The sequence below is a fragment of the Empedobacter sp. GD03865 genome, assembly GCF_029840775.1.
Taxonomy (GTDB): domain Bacteria; phylum Bacteroidota; class Bacteroidia; order Flavobacteriales; family Weeksellaceae; genus Empedobacter; species Empedobacter falsenii_B.
Genome location: NZ_JAOCDF010000045.1, coordinates 1 through 17409 on the forward strand (window position 1 = coordinate 1; position 17409 = coordinate 17409).

20 protein-coding genes and 1 pseudogene are annotated in these 17409 nt (G+C 32.0%); 5 read left to right on the forward strand and 16 right to left on the reverse strand.

Annotation, left to right across the window (positions count from 1 at the left end; translation table 11 throughout):
• Positions 1-204: 204 nt before the first annotated feature.
• The gene (locus N5D46_RS13680) at positions 205-984 is read left to right on the forward strand and encodes a superoxide dismutase (protein WP_280050320.1); all 780 of its coding nucleotides are present in this window, start codon (positions 205-207) and stop codon (positions 982-984) included.
• Positions 985-1054: 70 nt separating this feature from the next.
• Here N5D46_RS13680 and N5D46_RS13685 read toward each other — a convergent pair whose 3' ends face one another.
• The 10 genes from N5D46_RS13685 to N5D46_RS13730 all read right to left on the reverse strand — a co-directional run bounded on the left by N5D46_RS13685 (position 1055) and on the right by N5D46_RS13730 (position 8836).
• On the reverse strand, positions 1055-1378 hold the full coding sequence (locus tag N5D46_RS13685; protein WP_115001418.1) for a T9SS type A sorting domain-containing protein: 324 nt from the start codon (positions 1376-1378) through the stop codon (positions 1055-1057).
• A gap of 129 nt (positions 1379-1507) precedes the next feature.
• Entirely contained in the window at positions 1508-2332 is an 825-nt protein-coding gene (tsf, locus tag N5D46_RS13690) for a translation elongation factor Ts (protein ID WP_038334478.1), read from the reverse strand.
• Positions 2333-2446: 114 nt separating this feature from the next.
• On the reverse strand, positions 2447-3193 hold the full coding sequence (gene rpsB / locus N5D46_RS13695; protein ID WP_115001416.1) for a 30S ribosomal protein S2: 747 nt from the start codon (positions 3191-3193) through the stop codon (positions 2447-2449).
• A gap of 124 nt (positions 3194-3317) precedes the next feature.
• Entirely contained in the window at positions 3318-3704 is a 387-nt protein-coding gene (gene rpsI, locus N5D46_RS13700) for a 30S ribosomal protein S9 (protein WP_038334481.1), read from the reverse strand.
• Positions 3705-3713: 9 nt separating this feature from the next.
• Positions 3714-4169 (reverse strand): 50S ribosomal protein L13, encoded by a 456-nt coding sequence (gene rplM / locus N5D46_RS13705; RefSeq protein WP_038334665.1) that lies wholly within the window; start codon positions 4167-4169, stop codon positions 3714-3716.
• A 335-nt stretch (positions 4170-4504) separates the two neighbouring features.
• On the reverse strand, positions 4505-5365 hold the full coding sequence (locus N5D46_RS13710) for a fumarylacetoacetate hydrolase family protein (protein ID WP_280038018.1): 861 nt from the start codon (positions 5363-5365) through the stop codon (positions 4505-4507).
• Positions 5366-5488: 123 nt separating this feature from the next.
• Positions 5489-6628, reverse strand: coding sequence for an acyl-CoA dehydrogenase family protein (locus N5D46_RS13715; protein ID WP_219033597.1), 1140 nt, complete (start codon positions 6626-6628; stop codon positions 5489-5491).
• Positions 6629-6679: 51 nt separating this feature from the next.
• Complete coding sequence (locus N5D46_RS13720; RefSeq protein WP_280050321.1) at positions 6680-7480, reverse strand: porin family protein; 801 nt, start codon at positions 7478-7480, stop codon at positions 6680-6682.
• Positions 7481-7506: 26 nt separating this feature from the next.
• Positions 7507-8247, reverse strand: a complete 741-nt coding sequence (gene ubiE / locus N5D46_RS13725) for a bifunctional demethylmenaquinone methyltransferase/2-methoxy-6-polyprenyl-1,4-benzoquinol methylase UbiE (RefSeq protein WP_038334486.1) — start codon at positions 8245-8247, stop codon at positions 7507-7509.
• Between the two features lie 25 nt (positions 8248-8272).
• On the reverse strand, positions 8273-8836 hold the full coding sequence (locus tag N5D46_RS13730) for a hypothetical protein (protein WP_115001408.1): 564 nt from the start codon (positions 8834-8836) through the stop codon (positions 8273-8275).
• Between the two features lie 123 nt (positions 8837-8959).
• On the opposite strand from N5D46_RS13730, the gene N5D46_RS13735 reads away from it, so the two are divergent.
• Positions 8960-10033 carry a ketoacyl-ACP synthase III gene (locus N5D46_RS13735; protein ID WP_038334667.1) on the forward strand — a complete coding sequence of 358 codons (1074 nt, stop codon included), beginning with the start codon at positions 8960-8962 and terminating at the stop codon, positions 10031-10033.
• A gap of 23 nt (positions 10034-10056) precedes the next feature.
• Entirely contained in the window at positions 10057-11115 is a 1059-nt protein-coding gene (gene aroC, locus N5D46_RS13740) for a chorismate synthase (RefSeq protein ID WP_280050323.1), read from the forward strand.
• A 135-nt stretch (positions 11116-11250) separates the two neighbouring features.
• Here aroC and N5D46_RS13745 read toward each other — a convergent pair whose 3' ends face one another.
• On the reverse strand, positions 11251-11931 hold the full coding sequence (locus N5D46_RS13745; RefSeq protein WP_280050325.1) for a LytTR family DNA-binding domain-containing protein: 681 nt from the start codon (positions 11929-11931) through the stop codon (positions 11251-11253).
• A complete protein-coding gene (locus tag N5D46_RS13750; RefSeq protein ID WP_280050326.1) occupies positions 11918-12658 on the reverse strand; it encodes a histidine kinase in 741 nt (246 codons plus the stop codon). The genes N5D46_RS13745 and N5D46_RS13750 overlap by 14 nt, the downstream gene beginning before the upstream one ends.
• Before the next feature lie 469 nt (positions 12659-13127).
• On the opposite strand from N5D46_RS13750, the gene N5D46_RS13755 reads away from it, so the two are divergent.
• Positions 13128-13952, forward strand: a complete 825-nt coding sequence (locus N5D46_RS13755; protein ID WP_115001399.1) for a DUF5694 domain-containing protein — start codon at positions 13128-13130, stop codon at positions 13950-13952.
• 235 nt (positions 13953-14187) lie between these two features.
• Here the strand turns inward: N5D46_RS13755 and rplI are convergent.
• The 3 genes and pseudogenes from rplI to rpsF form a co-directional block, all read right to left on the reverse strand.
• Positions 14188-14658, reverse strand: a pseudogene (gene rplI / locus N5D46_RS13760) (50S ribosomal protein L9); the annotation flags it as partial.
• A gap of 21 nt (positions 14659-14679) precedes the next feature.
• Positions 14680-14982 (reverse strand): 30S ribosomal protein S18, encoded by a 303-nt coding sequence (gene rpsR / locus N5D46_RS13765; protein ID WP_019976570.1) that lies wholly within the window; start codon positions 14980-14982, stop codon positions 14680-14682.
• 8 nt (positions 14983-14990) lie between these two features.
• The gene (gene rpsF, locus N5D46_RS13770; protein ID WP_038334492.1) at positions 14991-15338 is read right to left on the reverse strand and encodes a 30S ribosomal protein S6; all 348 of its coding nucleotides are present in this window, start codon (positions 15336-15338) and stop codon (positions 14991-14993) included.
• A 338-nt stretch (positions 15339-15676) separates the two neighbouring features.
• Between rpsF and N5D46_RS13775 the strand changes: the two genes are divergently transcribed.
• Entirely contained in the window at positions 15677-16981 is a 1305-nt protein-coding gene (locus N5D46_RS13775) for an aminopeptidase P family protein (protein ID WP_038334493.1), read from the forward strand.
• Positions 16982-17037: 56 nt separating this feature from the next.
• Here the strand turns inward: N5D46_RS13775 and N5D46_RS13780 are convergent.
• A partial coding sequence (locus tag N5D46_RS13780) for a hypothetical protein (protein WP_280050328.1) occupies positions 17038-17409 on the reverse strand: 372 nt, incomplete at its 5' end.

Genomic DNA, 17409 nt, shown 5'->3' on the forward strand with positions numbered 1-17409 from the left:
ATTGAACAAATTAAAAATAGAATATAAGTTAAGTAATATTTCATCTTTGGTTTTTATAAAATTAATAAAAAATATGAAATAAGTAATTTTTTAAAATTAGATGACTTTAACAGAAAATTAAAAGAAATCAATTTTATATTCGATAGTTTTAGTATATTTTAGTAGAAATATTAATATTATAAGTAAACTACATAAAAGAATAAGATGAAAAAGGGTATATTTTTGATGTCAGTTTTGGGTGTTCTTTTCTTTGTTCAGTCATGCGAAACGAAGAAAGAAAATGCTGACTCAACAACTAAAGAAGTTGTAAAACAAGATACAGTGCAAGCTGCTACAGAGTCTGTTGGAAATCCTACAGATGTTAAAGCTGACCCAGGAACTTTCCAAATTAAACCGTTGAAATATGGTTACGATGAATTGAACGAATACATTGATGCAAAAACAATGGAAATTCATTTCTCTAAACATTATTTAGGTTACATCAACAAATTGAATACGGCGTTAAAGGAAGCAAATATCAAATCGAATGATATTGTAGATATTTTGAAAAAAATGGATATGAATAATGCTGCTTTACGTAACAATGCTGGTGGATATTACAATCATATGCTATATTTCGATATTATGTCTCCAACGCCACAGAAAGCACCTACAGGAGATCTTAAAGCGAAGATTGATGCAACATTTGGTTCTACAGAAGAATTGATGAAGCAATTGGACGAAGCAGGTTCTAAACGTTTTGGTTCTGGTTGGGCTTGGTTGGTTGTGAAAGCGGACGGAAGTTTGGCGGTTACAACTACAGCAAATCAAGATAATCCATTGATGCCAGGAGCAGAGGTTGCAGGAACGCCAATTTTAGGAATTGATGTTTGGGAACATGCTTATTATTTAAAATACCAAAATAAACGCGATGATTATTTGAAAGCGTTTAACAATGTTTTGGATTGGAAACAAGTTGAAGATAATTACAAGAAAGCGAAATAAACTTTCGGGTAACGATATAAAAAAAGCTTCTCAAATTTTTGAGAAGCTTTTTTGTTTTATATGAATAATCTTAATTCTTAATTAACGATTGTGTTTCTGTTGTTCCATCTTCATTAAAAACGCGAACAATGTATTTTCCTTTTTTCAAACTTTGTACGTTAAAGTTTGCTTTCTGGCTTCCGTCTAATTTTTTATTCATCACTTCATTTCCAATAATCGAGTATATAGATACCGAACTTGCTTTCGATGGATTATCAAATTTTATTGTAAACGTAGAACTCGCAGGATTTGGATAAATGCTAACAGAGCCTTTGTCCTGATCAAATCTCGACTGAGCTGATGCAGATGTTATGGTGAATAAAAATATAGTTATAAATAGTATAAAGTGTTTCATATGCTTGTAATCCTAACAAATATAAAAATAAATAATTATAAAACAAACATTTCAAAATATATACCAAACAAAAAAGTGATGCTAAATTTTAGCATCACTTTAAGATATATAATAAAAATTATAAACTTATTATAAGCTGTAACGGATAAATCCAGTTACTTTCAAGTCAGCGTTAACAGCTTTAACGACATCTTGAACAGAAGTTTTTCCGTCTTTGATTGACGCTTGGTGAACTAATGTATTCTCTTTGAAGAATTTTTGTAATTTACCTTGAGCGATGTTTTCAATCATGTTTTCTGGTTTACCTTCTGCAACTAAAGTTTCTCTAGCGATAGATAATTCAGTGTCAATTACAGATTGAGCAACAGAAGTTTCATCTAATGCTACTGGGTTCATAGCAGCAACTTGCATAGCAACGTCACGAGCTACTTCAGAAGCACCTTCTACGTTAGCAGATAAAGAAACTACAGCACCAATTTTGTTACCAGCGTGGATGTAAGAATTAACGATAGCACCTTCGATAGCTTGGAAAGTACCAATTTCGATTTTTTCTCCAATAACACCTGTTTGCTCAGTTAATTTTTCACCAACTGTAATTCCAGCGAATGGTAAAGCTAATAATTCTTCTTTAGAGTTAACTGTTAAAGCTAAATCAGCGATTTCGTTAGCCATAGCAACGAAAGCTTCATTTTTAGCAACGAAGTCAGTCTCACAGTTCAAAGCGATAACGATACCTTTAGTTTGGTCAGCGTTAACTTTAGCGATAACTGCACCTTCTGTAGAATCACGGTCAGCTCTTTTAGCAGCTACTTTTTGTCCTTGTTTACGTAAAACCTCTACTGCTTTATCGAAATCTCCACCAGCTTCTTCTAAAGCTTTTTTAGAGTCCATCATTCCCGCACCAGTTGCGTTTCTTAATTTACTTACCTCAGCGGCTGTTGCTTTGTAGCTCATAGTAATATTTTTATTTTGTTTCTTAATATTTTAAATAAAAGTAGCTCGTACACCACAAAGTGGTGTAGGAGCTACAAGGTATATTATATCGATGAATTGATCATCAAGTTAATGTTAAGCTTCTTTTGTTTCAGCTCCTTCTTCTTTACCTTCTTTTGCTTTTTCTTTTTCTGCTTTACGTGTAGATAAACCAGCTTTGATAGAATCAGCTACTGTAGATAAGATGATATCGATAGATTTAGAAGCATCATCATTTGCAGGGATTGGGAAATCTACTTGACGAGGGTCAGTATTTGTATCAACCATTGCAAAGATTGGAATACCCAATTTTTGAGCTTCTGCTATAGCGATGTGCTCACGTACGATATCTACAACAAATACTGCAGATGGTAAACGTGTCATATCAGCTATAGAACCTAAGTTTTTCTCTAAAGATGCTCTTTGACGATCAACTTGTAATCTTTCTTTTTTAGATAGTGTTTCAAACGTACCGTCTTTTTTCATACGATCGATTGAATTCATTTTTTTAACTGCTTTACGGATAGTAACAAAGTTAGTTAACATCCCACCAGGCCAACGTTCTGTAATATAAGGCATGTTGATTTCTTCAGCATGCTTAGCTACAACATCTTTCGCTTGTTTTTTAGTTGCAACAAAAAGAACTTTACGTCCAGATGCAGCAATTTTTCCTAAAGCTTCAGATGCTTCATCTAATTTCACTGCAGTTTTGTGAAGGTCGATGATGTGGATCCCGTTTTTCTCCATAAAAATATAAGGAGCCATAGCCGGATTCCATTTTCTTGTTAAGTGACCAAAGTGCACACCAGCACCTAATAAGTCCTTTACATTTACTTTTGCCATTTTCTTTTTTTTAGTTTACGTTCCGTTATCTCAACAAGCAACAAACAAGTGGTCGAAAAATTCTAGCCTTATTTGTTTAGATGCTAAACCAACGGAAAATGGATTTTTTAATGAATTGAATAAATTAACGTTTAGAGAATTGGAATTTCTTACGCGCTTTCTTTTGACCGAATTTTTTACGTTCAACCATACGTGGGTCACGTGTTAATAACCCTTCTGGTTTTAATTGTAAACGAAAATCTGCGTCAACTTCACATAAAGCTCTAGAAATTGCTAAACGAATTGCTTCAGCTTGACCAGTGATTCCACCACCAAATACTTTGATATCTACATTGTATTTCTCTTTTGTACCAGTGATTAAAAATGGTTGTTCTACTTTGTATTGTAATACTGCCGTAGGGAAGTAGATTGCTAACTCGCGCCCGTTAATGAAGATTTCTCCATTACCTTCTTGTAAGTATACACGAGCAACAGATGTTTTTCTACGTCCGATTTTATGAACTATTGCCATGGAATTAGATTATAAATATTCGTTAATATCGATTTGTTTTGGTTGTTGAGCTTCGTGATTGTGCTCAGTACCAACAAATACATGTAAATTAGTCAATAATTTACTACCTAATTTATTTTTAGGTAACATTCCTTTTACTGACTTTTCGATTAAGCGTACAGGATCTTTTGCAAAAACTTCTTTCGCAGTTAAAGATCTTTGTCCACCTGGGTAACCTGTGTGACGGATGTATAATTTGTCATCCCATTTGTTACCTGTTAATTGAATTTTGTCAGCGTTTAAAACAATTACATAATCTCCACAATCTGCATGAGGAGTGAAGTTTGTTTTGTGCTTACCTCTGATAAGCTTCGCAACACCTGACGCTAAACGACCTAATGATAAGTCAGAAGCGTCCACAACTACCCATTCTTTCTGAGCAGTTTCTTTGTTGGCTGATGAAGTTTTGTAACTTAACGTGTCCACTATCTTGATTTTTAATATTTTATAAATTACCGACAATCCGATCGGGGTGCAAATGTACAAAATGATTCTGTTTTCCCAAAAGATTTTAGGAATTATTCGTCATTTTGATGGATTTGTACCATTTAGATGGTTGTCAAAACGTTTGCAAAATTACGTTAATTAATTGAATATCCAATATTTTTTTCGAATTAGACTTTCTATTTAATCGATTGATTGTATGAAAAAGAATTCGTTTTATAGTTTAATCAATTAAGTATGATGCTAAACAAAATTTAAAAACCGTGCAATTCAAAATTTAAATTGCACGGTTTTTTTTAATTGTAAGATATCTTATTCTAATCTCTTGAGAAAGGTAAAATAGTTTGAGTTGTAGAACCTAAACCTTCAATTCCATATTCGATAACATCTCCTGGTTTTAGCCAAACTTGAGGTGTTTTTCCCATTCCTGATCCTGCAGGTGAACCTGTAGAAATAATATCTCCAGGTAAGAAAGACATAAATTGAGATAGGTAAGAAATTAATTTAGGAATGCGGTAAATAAAATCACTTGTATTACCATCTTGCATTAATTCTCCGTTTAATTTTAACCAAACACGTAAATTATTTACATCCTCGATTTCGTCTTTTGTTGCAATAAAAGGTCCAACAGGTGCAAATGTATCACATCCTTTTCCTTTGTCCCAAGTTCCACCACGTTCTGTTTGGAAAGCACGTTCAGAAATATCATTAATCAATGCATAACCATATACGTGATTCATCGCCTCTTCTTCCGTTACATTATTTGCTTTTTCACCAATAATAATACAAAGTTCTGTTTCCCAGTCCATTTTTGTAGAACCATTTGGTTGCATAATTCCGTCTTCTGGTCCGTTAAACGATTGATTAGCTTTGATAAACATAATCGGTTCTGCTTGTTGTTGTAAACCTGTTTCTTTTACGTGATCATCAAAGTTAAGACCTACACAAACAATTTTTCCTGGGCGAGTTAAAGGTGTACCAATACGTACATCATCTTCAACTAATGGCAAGCTGTTAATGTTAAGCTCGATATATTTTTGTAAAGTTTCTTGTTTTTCTGTATTTCCAAAAAAATCATCATCATAAATAATTCCTGATGCTGAAACATCGAATTTTTTCTCATCGATGATTACACCTGATTTCTCCTGACCTTTTGGTCCGAATCTAAAAATTTTCATCTTCTTTATATTTTTTCCGCCACAAATATACGACGTATTGTTTTTTGATTAAATAAATAAAAAAAGACATCTGTCATTAACAGATGTCTTATAAAGATAAAAAATAATTATATTTATTTAAAATTATTTAGCAATTCCTCTCGAAATTACAATTTTTTGAATTTCTGATGTTCCTTCGTAAATCTGAGTAATTTTTGCATCGCGCATCATACGTTCTACATGATACTCGCGAACATAACCATTTCCTCCATGAATTTGAACGGCTTCTGAAGCAACTTCGTTCGCTGTTTTAGAAGCAAATAGTTTTGCCATTGCACCAGAAATAGAAATGTCTTTTCCCTCATCTTTCTCAACCGCAGCTTTAAAACATAACATACGAGCAGCTGTAATATTAGTTGCCATATCTGCTAATTTGAATGCAACAGCTTGGTGATTGATGATTTCTGTTTTGAAGGCTTTACGAATTTTTGCATAATCTAACGCTAATTCATAAGCACCTTGTGCAATTCCTAAAGCTTGAGAAGCGATACCAATACGTCCTCCGTTTAAGACATTCATTGCGAAAGCAAATCCAAATCCGTCTTCACCAATACGGTTTTCTTTTGGCACTTTAACATCATTAAAGAACAATGAATGTGTGTCAGAACCACGGATTCCCATTTTTTGTTCTTTTGGTCCAATTTCGAAACCTGCCCATCCTTTTTCTACGATGAAAGCATTGATTCCTTTGTGACCTTTTTCTGGATCAGTTTGAGCGATTACTAAATAAGTAGAAGCTGTTCCACCATTCGTAATCCAGTTTTTTGTACCATTTAATAAATAGTAATCTCCCATATCTACCGCAGTAGTTTTTTGAGAAGTCGCATCAGAACCAGCATCTGGTTCAGATAAACAAAATGCTCCAATCACTTGACCAGAAGCTAATGGTACTAAATATTTTTGTTTTTGATCTTCGTTACAATATTTTTCCATACCAGCACAAACCAAAGAGTTGTTAACTGACATGACAACAGCAGCAGAAGCATCAACTTTAGCGATTTCTTCCATTGCAATGACATAAGAAACGCTATCTAAACCAGATCCTCCGTATTTTGGGTCAACCATCATACCTAAGAATCCAAGTTCTCCCATTTTTTTTACTGCATCAGTTGGGAAAGTAGATGTTTCGTCGCGTTCGATAACTCCTGGTAATAACTCAGCTTTAGCGAAGTCGCGAGCAGCTTCTTGAATCATTAATTGTTCTTCCGATAATTGAAAATTCATGTGATTATATTATTTATGGTTTTTATTATTTTATGATTATGACTTTAATTTTTATTCAAATTTTAGAGAAAAAACAAATGCTCTGGTTGATAATGAATTCAAACTTCCTGTCCAATACTTTTGTGAAGCATCTTTATCAGGAACAATTTCATTATTAAAGAAGAACATACCTTTTAGAGCTGGTGTAAGTTTAAATCGTTTGAAATAAATTTCAACACCAATTTCTGCTTGCCAGTTAAAATTATTCGTTGTAGTTCTGAAAACTCCAGTTTCGTTATCGTCTTCTTTGTTTTCGTTTGATTGTAAATTCATTAGATAACCCAAACCTCCTTGAATGTATGGACGTGTATTGAACCAACGATCTCCGTGAAAGTTAAGTAACAACGGAATTTCGATATAAGTAGATTTTACTTCGCGTTTTACATTAGAATCTTCTAAATCTCCTTCATAAGTACCAGTCGATGTACCAGCTAAAGGGGCATTACGAAAATGTAAAATACGTTGAGCAAAATGCAATCCTGGTTCTGATTTTAAATCAATATAATCATTTACTCGCATTTTAGCGATTAATCCAACAGAGAAACCAGCTTTACTTTCTTGATCTAAATAAACCAAACCATGCTCATTTACTCCATCATCTTCTGGAGTTGGACCCGTTACTGGTAACGGATTTGTTTGAGCTTTAGGAACAATCTTGTAACTCATCATATTAGTTCCCAAGAAATATCCAAAACTAAATTTTTTCTGATCAGTTTCAGTTCTGTTTTCGCTTCTGTCATTATTAGGACGAAACTGCGCATTTGCAATGCTAGCAACAGTTAACGATAATGCGATGATTAGATTTTTTCTCATAGACTTTCAACGAATAACAAGCAATTTTATTTTATACTCTTATAAATGCTTGCAATACCAAAAGTAAGTTTTTTATCAATAGGTTGTGTAAATTTTACACTTTTCAATATGTTTTTCATTTCTTCTCCATGTGGAAAAGCACGAACTGAATCTGGTAAATAGGTATAAGCACTTTGATCTTTCGAAACCATTTTACCGATTGCAGGTAAAATATTTTTAGAATAAAACGTGTACAACTGTTTCATTGGAAAAGCCGTTGGATACGAAAATTCTAAAATAACAAAAGTTCCTCCAGGTCTTAAAACACGGTTAATTTCTGCTAAACCTTTTTCTAAGTTTTCAAAATTACGAACACCAAAAGAAACGGTTACACAGTCAAAAGTGTTATCAGGAAAAGGTAAATTTTCCGAATCACCTTGTACCATTTCGATACGATTTTCTAATCCAGCTTCTTTTACTTTTTTGCGACCAACTTCCAACATTCCGTTAGATAAGTCTAATCCAGTAATTTTTGCATCGGTATTTTTACCCATCATAATCGCTAAATCTCCTGTTCCAGTCGCGATATCTAAAATCGTTTTTGGTTGAGAAGCTTTTACCATTTTGATGACATCTTTTCGCCATTGAATATCGATTCCCATTGATAAAACACGGTTTAATAAATCGTATTTTGGCGAAATATTATCGAACATTTGCTCGACTTGTTTCTTTTTATTTAGATCTGATGCTTCGTAAGGAGTTACTGCATCGTGTTGATGATTTGCCATTTTGTAAAGTTATAAAATCTAAATCTTATTCGTAATTCTCGAAATAAAATTGTTTAAAATCTTCTTTGTTAAATATTTTCGATAAATCAGTTGCTTTCTCGCTTCCGCCACTTTTTATAAACATCTTAGGATAATCCTGATCGATGTTGTAGTAAAAGTTTTCGATGTATAATTGAGAAGATTTTTCGATAATTCCGTGATAAACCTTGTTATCTATTGCAATATTGTTTGATAAAAAGATAGAATCTTTGTTTTTTCTAACACCATAAGGTCGTGTAAATGTATAATATTCTTGATGCGTTGGATTTATAAAACCATTTGCTCTTGTAATATCTACAACTGTATCTACATTTTTGTTATTAAAACTATAAACGATATGCGCTTTTCCTTTTTTCAGGTCTACTCTTGCATTTTGTTGCGGTGCAATTGTAAAATCTTTATCGTTAATTTTGATTGTCAAGGTTTTGTTTGATGGATTGTCAATAACATACCCATCTTTTTTGCTTAGAAAAGTGTTATAAATAACAACGATTAAAGCAGCTAATCCACAGACGATTAAAAGACCAATTAATGAAGGATTTTTTTTCATGCTGCTAAATTAAATATACTTTATTAATTTCGGTATGAGTTATTACATATTTTTCATGACTATTTTAATGAAATGTGTAACTTTGTCGCTATTATTTTTTTATTAAAATTGAACAATATTAATATGATAAACTCTGTAATTACAGGTTCTGGACACTATTTACCGAATAGAATTGTTACGAACGAAGATTTTGTTAACCACGAATTTTATGACGAAAGTGGAAATCGTTTGGATAAAACTGGTGAAGAAATTACGCGTAAATTTGAGGAAATTACAGAAATCAGAGAAAGAAGATATGTAGAAGATGATTTATTAAATTCTGATATCGCAACTTTTGCTGCTAAAAAAGCAATTGAAGAATCTGGTGTTAATCCAGAAGAATTAGATTATATAATCGTTGGGCACAACTTTGGAGATATTGATCCTGTTGGTCATCAAATTGATATCATGCCGTCAATTTCGGCAAAAGTAAAACACAATTTAGGAATCAAAAACCTAAAATGTAAGCCTTATGATATGACATTTGGTTGTCCAGGTTGGATAGAATCATTGATTTTAGGACATCAATTTATTCAAGCAAATATTGCAAAGAAAGTTTTGGTAATCGGTTCTGATACGTTATCTCGTGCTGTAGATCCGCATGATCGTTCTGCGATGATTTTTGCAGATGGAGCAGGAGCAGTTGTTTTGGAAGCGAAAGAAGCTGATTATAAATATGGAATCATCAATCACGAAACGTTAAGTTATACAGGTGATGAATTGGCTTACTTGACAAATGGACGTTCTGCAAATCCAGATTATAAAGGTTCAATCAAAACAATTAATATGAAAGGTCGTAAAGTTTACGAATTCGTATTAAAAAATGTTCCACCAGCAATTAAAGAATTGTTAGATGAAACAAATTTATCAATTACCGATATTGATAAAATTTTATTGCACCAAGCAAATGCAAAAATGGATCATGCAATGATAGAGCGTTTATACAAATTATATGGTGTAGCTGTACCAGAAAAAATTGATCCAATGACAGTTCAATTCTTAGGAAATACATCTGTAGCAACGGTTCCTACAATGTTTGATTTAATCAAAAAAGGAGAATTAGCTCCTCATCAATTTCACGCAAATGATAAAATTATTTTAGCTTCTGTTGGAGCTACAATGAATGTTAATGCAGTGATTTATCAATTCGAAAAATAAAAACAAAAAACACATATACTATTGTGAATACATTCGGAAGACTATTTAAAATTTCAACTTTTGGCGAAAGTCATGGTGTAGCGATTGGAGGTGTAATTGATGGCGTTCCAAGTGGAATCGAATTAGATTTTGATTGGATACAAGCGCAATTAGATCGTCGTAAACCAGGACAATCTGCAATTGTGACACAACGAAAAGAACCAGATACAGTACAATTTCTTTCAGGTATTTTTGAAGGAAAAACAACAGGTGCTTCTATCGGGTTTATTATTCCGAATGATAATCAAAAATCTCACGATTACGATCATATAAAAGACGTTTTTCGTCCTTCTCATGCCGATTTTACTTACGAAACAAAATATGGTGTCCGCGATCATAGAGGAGGAGGAAGAACTTCTGCGCGCGAAACTGCAAATTGGGTTGTAGGGGGTGCTGTAGCAAAACACATTATTCCTTCTATTGCTATTACAGCGTATGTAAGTGGAGTAGGCGAATTAAAATTAGAGCATGACTACTCTAAATTAGATTTTTCTAAAATCGAAGAAACTGCGGTTCGTTGTCCAGATCTAGAAATGGCAGAAAAAATGATTGATCGTATCAAAGAAATTCGCAAAGAAGGAGATACAATTGGAGGTGAAGTGACTTGTGTTATTCAAAATGTACCAGTTGGTTTGGGTGAACCAATTTTTGATAAACTACATGCTCGTTTGGGGCAAGCCATGATGTCAATTAATGCGGTAAAAGGTTTTGAATATGGAGAAGGTTTTACTTCAACATCAATGAAAGGTTCGGAAATGAATGATCAATTTAATCAAGATGGAACGACAAAAACCAACTATTCTGGCGGAATACAAGGTGGAGTTTCGAACGGTATGGATATTTATTTCAAAGTAGCTTTCAAACCAGTTGCCACGTTAATGCAAGAGCAAACAACGCTTAATGCAGATGGAGAAATGGTAGAAATGCACGGTAAAGGTCGTCACGATCCTTGTGTGGTACCAAGAGCTGTGCCAATTGTCGAAAGTTTAGCGGCGATGGTTTTAGCTGATATGTTACTAATTCAACGAACAAGAAATATATAAATAATAAAAAAAACTCCAACTTTTAAAAGTTGGAGTTTTTTTTGTTGTCATTCTGAATGTAGTTTCAACGAAATGAAGAATCTGAGATTTCTCGACAAGCTCGAAATGATAAGTATTTTTTTTCTTAATAACTTCTTAACTAAAATCCTTCATTTCTTTTCTATACGTTTCACCAATTGGTAACATTATTTGGTGGAGATGCACCGAATTTCCATCAATCGAAGTCAAATAATCAAGGTTGATAATATACGAACGATGAATTCTTTTGAAATGATTTGGCAATTTTTCTTCGAATGATTTCATAGTTTCTAAAACCAGTATTTTTTCAGTTTTTGTATGAATTCGGATATAATCTTTTAAACCTTCAATGTAAATCAAGTCAGAAAAATTAATTTTAACCTGTTTTCCATCAGCTTTTACAAATAAATAAGTCGATTGATTTTTAGTAGAAGTTGATTGAAAAAACTCAACATATTTTTTGATAGAAGCATCAAAACGCGTTTTAGTAATCGGTTTTAATAAATAATCAACCACATGAAAATTAAAACTTTCTAAAGCATAATCTTGATAAGCCGTTGTTACGATAAATTTTTGCGAATCATCCAAAATTTTCATCAACTGAATTCCTGTTAATTCGGGCATTTGTATATCCGTAAAAATTAAATCGACTTTATTATTTTTCAAAAAATCGATTGCTTCAAAAACTTCTGTTGTGGCTAACAAAAGATTTAGTTGTTCATTTTCTGTTGCATGTTTTTTTAATAAATCTACAGCAAGTGGCTCATCGTCGATGATAATACAATTAATTTTCGGCATCAAAAGGAATTTTTAAGTAAATATGAAATGTTTCGTGATCATTCCTAATTTCGAATGTATAATTATTTCCAAAATAATAATTCAACCTTTTTTTTAAATTTACGAGCCCAATTCCAGAAGTTTCATCTTTTTGATGTTGATTTATTTTATTAGAAACTGATATTTCGAGAAAAGTAGCATCAGTTTTTAAACTGATTTTGATGGGATGATCTTTTTCTTTTACAACACCATGTTTTAGTGCATTTTCTATAAAGGGCGAAATAATATAAGGATGAATCATTTTTTTTGAATTCTCGATATAAAATTCTTTTTCGACATAAAATTTTTCTCCATAACGAATCTGCTCCAAATCTAAATATTGATTGATGTAATCAATTTCTCGTTCAATTTCAATTTTATCTTTATTGGTTTCGTAGGTTGTAAAACGCATAATTGCACTCAAATTTTCGATTGCTTTTAACGAATGAGGAGAATTTACACTCACCAAACTATAAATATTATTGAGTGTATTAAACAAAAAATGAGGATTAATTTGAGATTTTAAAAAATTAATTTCAGCTTCTTTTTTCTCTTTTTCAATGATGTTATTTTGTTTTAGTGTATGGATTGAATGAAATGTCATCCATAAAAAAAGTGACGAAAAAACGATAAAAGAACCATAATGTAAATTGTCGTAAATGTAAAAACTAATCGTTGTTCCTTCAAAATAATTGACTTTATGGAACAAAAAATCTGTAATAATTTGCTCAATAAAATAACGAACAATAATGAATGTTGTAAAGGAACATACTATAGAGAATAATATCGATTTCCAATTTATTTTTTTAAGAAAATAGGGGGCAATAAAAAAATAGATAATAAAAATTGTAATTAACTGAACAATATACATTGTTGATGCAAATAATGTAATTGATTTAAAAAATGAATTTCCGTTAGTTAGATTAACTAATCCAATTGTTATGTAATCAAACAGAATGTAAATAAGCCAGAACCCCAAAAGTATAAGTACACTTTTTTGTTTCGAGAAACTTAAATTTTTTTTATCACGCTCCATTGTTTTTGTTTTTTGTAAAATTAGATTCTTTTCTAGATAAAAGTGAAGTGATTCGTCGATAAATCAAATGGGTTAGTCGATAAATAGAAGTCAATTTTTTCAGAATCACAGAAATTTGAATCATAATTAAAAATTAACTCAAATGAAAAACTTATTTATTGCAATTGCTACATTTATTGGTACTATGAATTTATCTGCTCAAGCAAAATATCAATTTCAAACAAAATTTGATGATGCTATTCCAGTTCTTAATATGGGAACTTTTCACATGGGATATACGCCAGATGCAAGTACGACTGAATTTGATGAGAATAACCAAGATAATGTTCGTCAAATACATGAAATAGCAAAGCAGATTGCGGCTTTTAAACCTACAATTATTTTAGTTGAACAAAATCCTTCTCGCAATAAAATGTTGAATAAACTTTTTCAAGATTATTTACTTAATCCTAAAATGAAGTTTGAAAATCCAAACGAAGTTGAGTTATTGGCTTATGAAGTTGGGAGACTAAGCGGATCGAAGAAAATTTACGGAATTAATTATCAAGAAGATTATCTTTATATGCTTGGTGATTTGTTGAAAGAGCAAGATGATTCGATTACATTCAAAAAATACATTGAAATGTTCCGAAATAATGATTCAAAAAATGGAATTACAAAAAAAGATGTGAAATTGAAAGAGTTATTGCAGTACTATAATCAACCAGAATTTTTAGATTTTTCTGTTGCAGTTAATGCGGATATGTTAACGACGGTTTCATACAAAAAATATCCAGTAGGAGCAGAGCAAGCGGCGAAATATTATCATAGAAATTTAGCTATGTTCTCAAATATGAACAATGTGCCGATTACAAAAGACGATCGTATTTTTGTATTAATGGGTGCTACGCATACGGCTTTCTTCAAAGATTTCTTACGACGTTCGCCAAAGTTTAAAGAAGTAAATACGTTAGATTATCTAAAATAAAAGCATAAAAAAACCTCGCAATTGCGAGGTTTTTTTATATATAGTTGAATAATAATTATTCTTCTGTAGATGGAGCTTCTTCTGTAGCAACTTCTTCTGATACTTCCTCTTTTTTCGCTTTTTTGTCGTTAGCGTAAATTGGGTTATCGAAGTTAAAGAAAGAACCTTCTTCTTTATTAGCGTTAGCTGCTTTTTGAGCATCTAATTTAGCTAATTCTGCTCTAGTTTTAGCAGCTTCTTCAGCAGCTTTGATAGATGCAGCATCTGGTACAATTTCAAATCCGAAATCTACTTCAACATCTCTGTGGAAACGAACTTTAGCTTCGTATTTTCCTAAACGTTTGATAGTATTTCCAGGGATTCTAATGTTTTTCTTCTCGATTTCAACACCAGCTTTTACTAAAGCTTCTGCTAAATCTGCATTGTTGATAGATCCAAATAATTTGTCTCCAGAACCAACTTTAGCGTCGATTTTAACAACTAAACCATCTAATTTAGCCGCTTTTTCTTTCGCTGCAGAGATTAATGTAGCTTCTTCTGCTTTACGAGCGTCTAAAACTTCATTTAATTCTTGTACATTTTTTGGAGTTGCAACTGATGCTAATCCACGAGGGATTAAGAAGTTACGTGCGTATCCAGGTTTTACTGAAACAACTTCAAATTCAAAACCTAAACCTTCTACATCTTGTCTTAAAATTACGTTCATGATATTTTAATATTTAGGTTATTATTTTAATTGATCACCAATAAATGGCATTAATGCTAAGTGACGAGCTCTTTTGATCGCTTTAGAAACTTTTCTTTGGTATTTTAAAGATGTTCCTGTGTAACGACGAGGTAAAATTTTACCTTGCTCATTCACGAATTGAATTAAGAAATCAGCGTCTTTATAGTCAACGTATTTGATTCCAAATTTTTTGAAACGACAATATTTTGAGTTTGATTGTGTTTCGATATCTAAAGGAGATAAATAACGGATTTCTGATTCGCTACCTCCAGCTGCTTTTTTTGCTAAATCGTCAATTGCCATAGCTTTGCTTATTTGTTAGAGTTAGACTTTAATTTTGTTCTACGTTTTTCTGCCCAGTCCATACCGTGTTTGTCTAATTTCACAGTTAAGAAACGGATTACACGCTCATCACGTTTGTAAGCAACTTCTAATTGAGAAACTAACTCGTTATTGTCTGATTTAAATTCTACTAAGTGGTAGAATCCATTTCTTTTGTTTTGAATTGGGTAAGCTAATTTTTTTAAGCCCCAGTTCTCTTTTGCTACGATTTCACCACCGTTAGCAGTAACAAAGTCATTGAATTTATTAACTGCTTCCTCTACCTGAGAATCAGATAGAACGGGAGTCAAAATGAAAACAGTTTCGTAATGTGTCATTTTTAACTTCTTTTAAGTTATTATTTATACTAAAATTCGAGGTGCAAATATAAGAATAATTATTTGAATATCGCAAATGAATAATTATTGATTTTTTATAGATAGCTTATTTGTTGAATATTATCGTTTTATCATATTGACGTTAAAAAAATATTGACTTTTTTTAAAAAAAATTTGCAGTTTAAAAAAAGTAGCTTACATTTGTCAACATAAAAGGCTAATGGCTTTTTCATAGGTTTAGGTTGGTTAAGGTTAAAACCCTCGTTTCTGCGAGGGTTTTCCTTTTTTTTCTAAAAACATCTTCTTAAATTTGGTCATAATATTTAATGTAAAATTTTATGACAACAAAATACAATCCTATTCCAAGCGAATTATTCGTAAAGAACAGAGCGAAATTTGTAAAAGCAATGAAACCTCGTTCTCTTGCTATTTTCAATTCTAACGATATTTATCCAATTTCTTCAGATTCTACGTTACCATTTGCACAACATCGTGATATTTTTTATTTATCTGGAGTAGATCAAGAAGAATCTATCTTATTAATTTTTCCTGATGCTTACGATCCAAAATACAAAGAAGTATTATTTGTTCGCGAAACAAACGATCATATTGCAGTTTGGGAAGGAGAAAAATTATCAAAAGCTCAAGCAACAGAAGTTTCTGGAATCAAAACTGTACTTTGGTTACAAGATTTACCAAATGTTTTGCGCAAATTGATGGTAGAAGCAGATAATGTTTATGTGAACAAAAACGAACATTATCGTGTAACGGAAGCGCCACAAGTAGAAACGCGCGAAGATCGTTTTGTAAAACAATTGAAAGCAGATTATCCTGGACATAGTTATTTACGTTCAAATCCTATTTTGCAACGTTTACGTTCTGTAAAAGAACCAGAAGAAATTCAATTGATTCAACAAGCGTGTGATATCACAGAAAAAGGTTTTCGTCGTATTTTAAATTTCGTAAAACCTGGAGTTTGGGAATTCGAAATCGAAGCTGAGTTTGTTCACGAATTTCTTCGTAATCGTTCGAAAGGTTTTGCATACACGCCAATTATTGCGTCTGGAAATAATGCGAATGTGTTACACTATATTCAAAATAATCAAGAATGTAAAGATGGTGATTTGATTTTGTTTGATGTTGCTGCAGAATATGCAAATTATTCATCAGATATGTCACGTACAATTCCGGTTAATGGAAAATATACAAAACGTCAACGCGAAGTTTATGATGCAGTTTTACGTTGTAAAAAAGAAGCAGAAACGATGTTAGTTCCTGGAAATAATTGGTACAAATACCACGAAGAATTAGGGAAAGTTTATACTTCTGAATTGTTAGGTCTAGGTTTGTTGGATAAAGCAGATGTACAAAACGAAGATCCAGCTTGGCCAGCTTACAAAAAATATATGATGCACGGAACGTCTCATCACATGGGATTAGATACACATGATTATGGTTTATTGACTGATGATTTTGTGGCTGGAATGGTTTTCACAAACGAGCCAGGATTCTATATTCCTGCAGAAGGTTTTGGAATTCGTTTGGAAGATGATTATGTAATTCAAAAAGAAGGAAAGCCTTTCAACTTGATGCAAAATATTCCGTTAGAAGCAGAAGAAATCGAAGATTTAATGAATAAGTAATTTATTAAATTTTAAATCATAAAAAATCCACTTCAAACGAAGTGGATTTTTTATGATTAATTGTTTGGATAAAACTTCTTAAAATCTACATAATACACACTATCCCAATTTATTTTAGAAAAATCATCCGAAGTATTATTGAATTTTGCATTAGCAACTAAACGTTCTCGAGTAGAAAGTGGACGAAAATTGTATCTATAATTTTTATTGATTAGATATTTTCTAAGTTGATTAAGCGACTTACTTTTTATTGAATCTTTATTAATTGCCAGAATTAAAGCAAAAGGATAAAATCCCTCATTAGAATTTTTAGTTTCTAACTTTTGAATAAAATGTTCAATAGTATCAGATTTAATATTAATCAGATCTTTCTTTTTAACTTTATATAATTCGACCCGTAGTGCATTTGTATTAGCTTGTATATAAAA

What these genes read in the sequence shown, in the direction of transcription:
- N5D46_RS13735 (WP_038334667.1), top strand. Translation starts at nt 8,960, where the DNA reads ATGATAAACTCTGTAATTACAGGTTCTGGACACTATTTACCGAATAGA.
- rpsF (WP_038334492.1), bottom strand. Translation starts at nt 15,338, where the DNA reads ATGACACATTACGAAACTGTTTTCATTTTGACTCCCGTTCTATCTGAT.
- N5D46_RS13720 (WP_280050321.1), bottom strand. Translation starts at nt 7,480, where the DNA reads ATGAGAAAAAATCTAATCATCGCATTATCGTTAACTGTTGCTAGCATT.
- N5D46_RS13730 (WP_115001408.1), bottom strand. Translation starts at nt 8,836, where the DNA reads ATGAAAAAAAATCCTTCATTAATTGGTCTTTTAATCGTCTGTGGATTA.
- rpsB (WP_115001416.1), bottom strand. Translation starts at nt 3,193, where the DNA reads ATGGCAAAAGTAAATGTAAAGGACTTATTAGGTGCTGGTGTGCACTTT.
- N5D46_RS13710 (WP_280038018.1), bottom strand. Translation starts at nt 5,365, where the DNA reads ATGAAAATTTTTAGATTCGGACCAAAAGGTCAGGAGAAATCAGGTGTA.
- N5D46_RS13775 (WP_038334493.1), top strand. Translation starts at nt 15,677, where the DNA reads ATGACAACAAAATACAATCCTATTCCAAGCGAATTATTCGTAAAGAAC.
- ubiE (WP_038334486.1), bottom strand. Translation starts at nt 8,247, where the DNA reads ATGGCAAATCATCAACACGATGCAGTAACTCCTTACGAAGCATCAGAT.
- N5D46_RS13755 (WP_115001399.1), top strand. Translation starts at nt 13,128, where the DNA reads ATGAAAAACTTATTTATTGCAATTGCTACATTTATTGGTACTATGAAT.
- N5D46_RS13715 (WP_219033597.1), bottom strand. Translation starts at nt 6,628, where the DNA reads ATGAATTTTCAATTATCGGAAGAACAATTAATGATTCAAGAAGCTGCT.
- rpsR (WP_019976570.1), bottom strand. Translation starts at nt 14,982, where the DNA reads ATGGCAATTGACGATTTAGCAAAAAAAGCAGCTGGAGGTAGCGAATCA.
- N5D46_RS13685 (WP_115001418.1), bottom strand. Translation starts at nt 1,378, where the DNA reads ATGAAACACTTTATACTATTTATAACTATATTTTTATTCACCATAACA.
- tsf (WP_038334478.1), bottom strand. Translation starts at nt 2,332, where the DNA reads ATGAGCTACAAAGCAACAGCCGCTGAGGTAAGTAAATTAAGAAACGCA.
- rpsI (WP_038334481.1), bottom strand. Translation starts at nt 3,704, where the DNA reads ATGGCAATAGTTCATAAAATCGGACGTAGAAAAACATCTGTTGCTCGT.
- N5D46_RS13745 (WP_280050325.1), bottom strand. Translation starts at nt 11,931, where the DNA reads ATGCCGAAAATTAATTGTATTATCATCGACGATGAGCCACTTGCTGTA.
- N5D46_RS13680 (WP_280050320.1), top strand. Translation starts at nt 205, where the DNA reads ATGAAAAAGGGTATATTTTTGATGTCAGTTTTGGGTGTTCTTTTCTTT.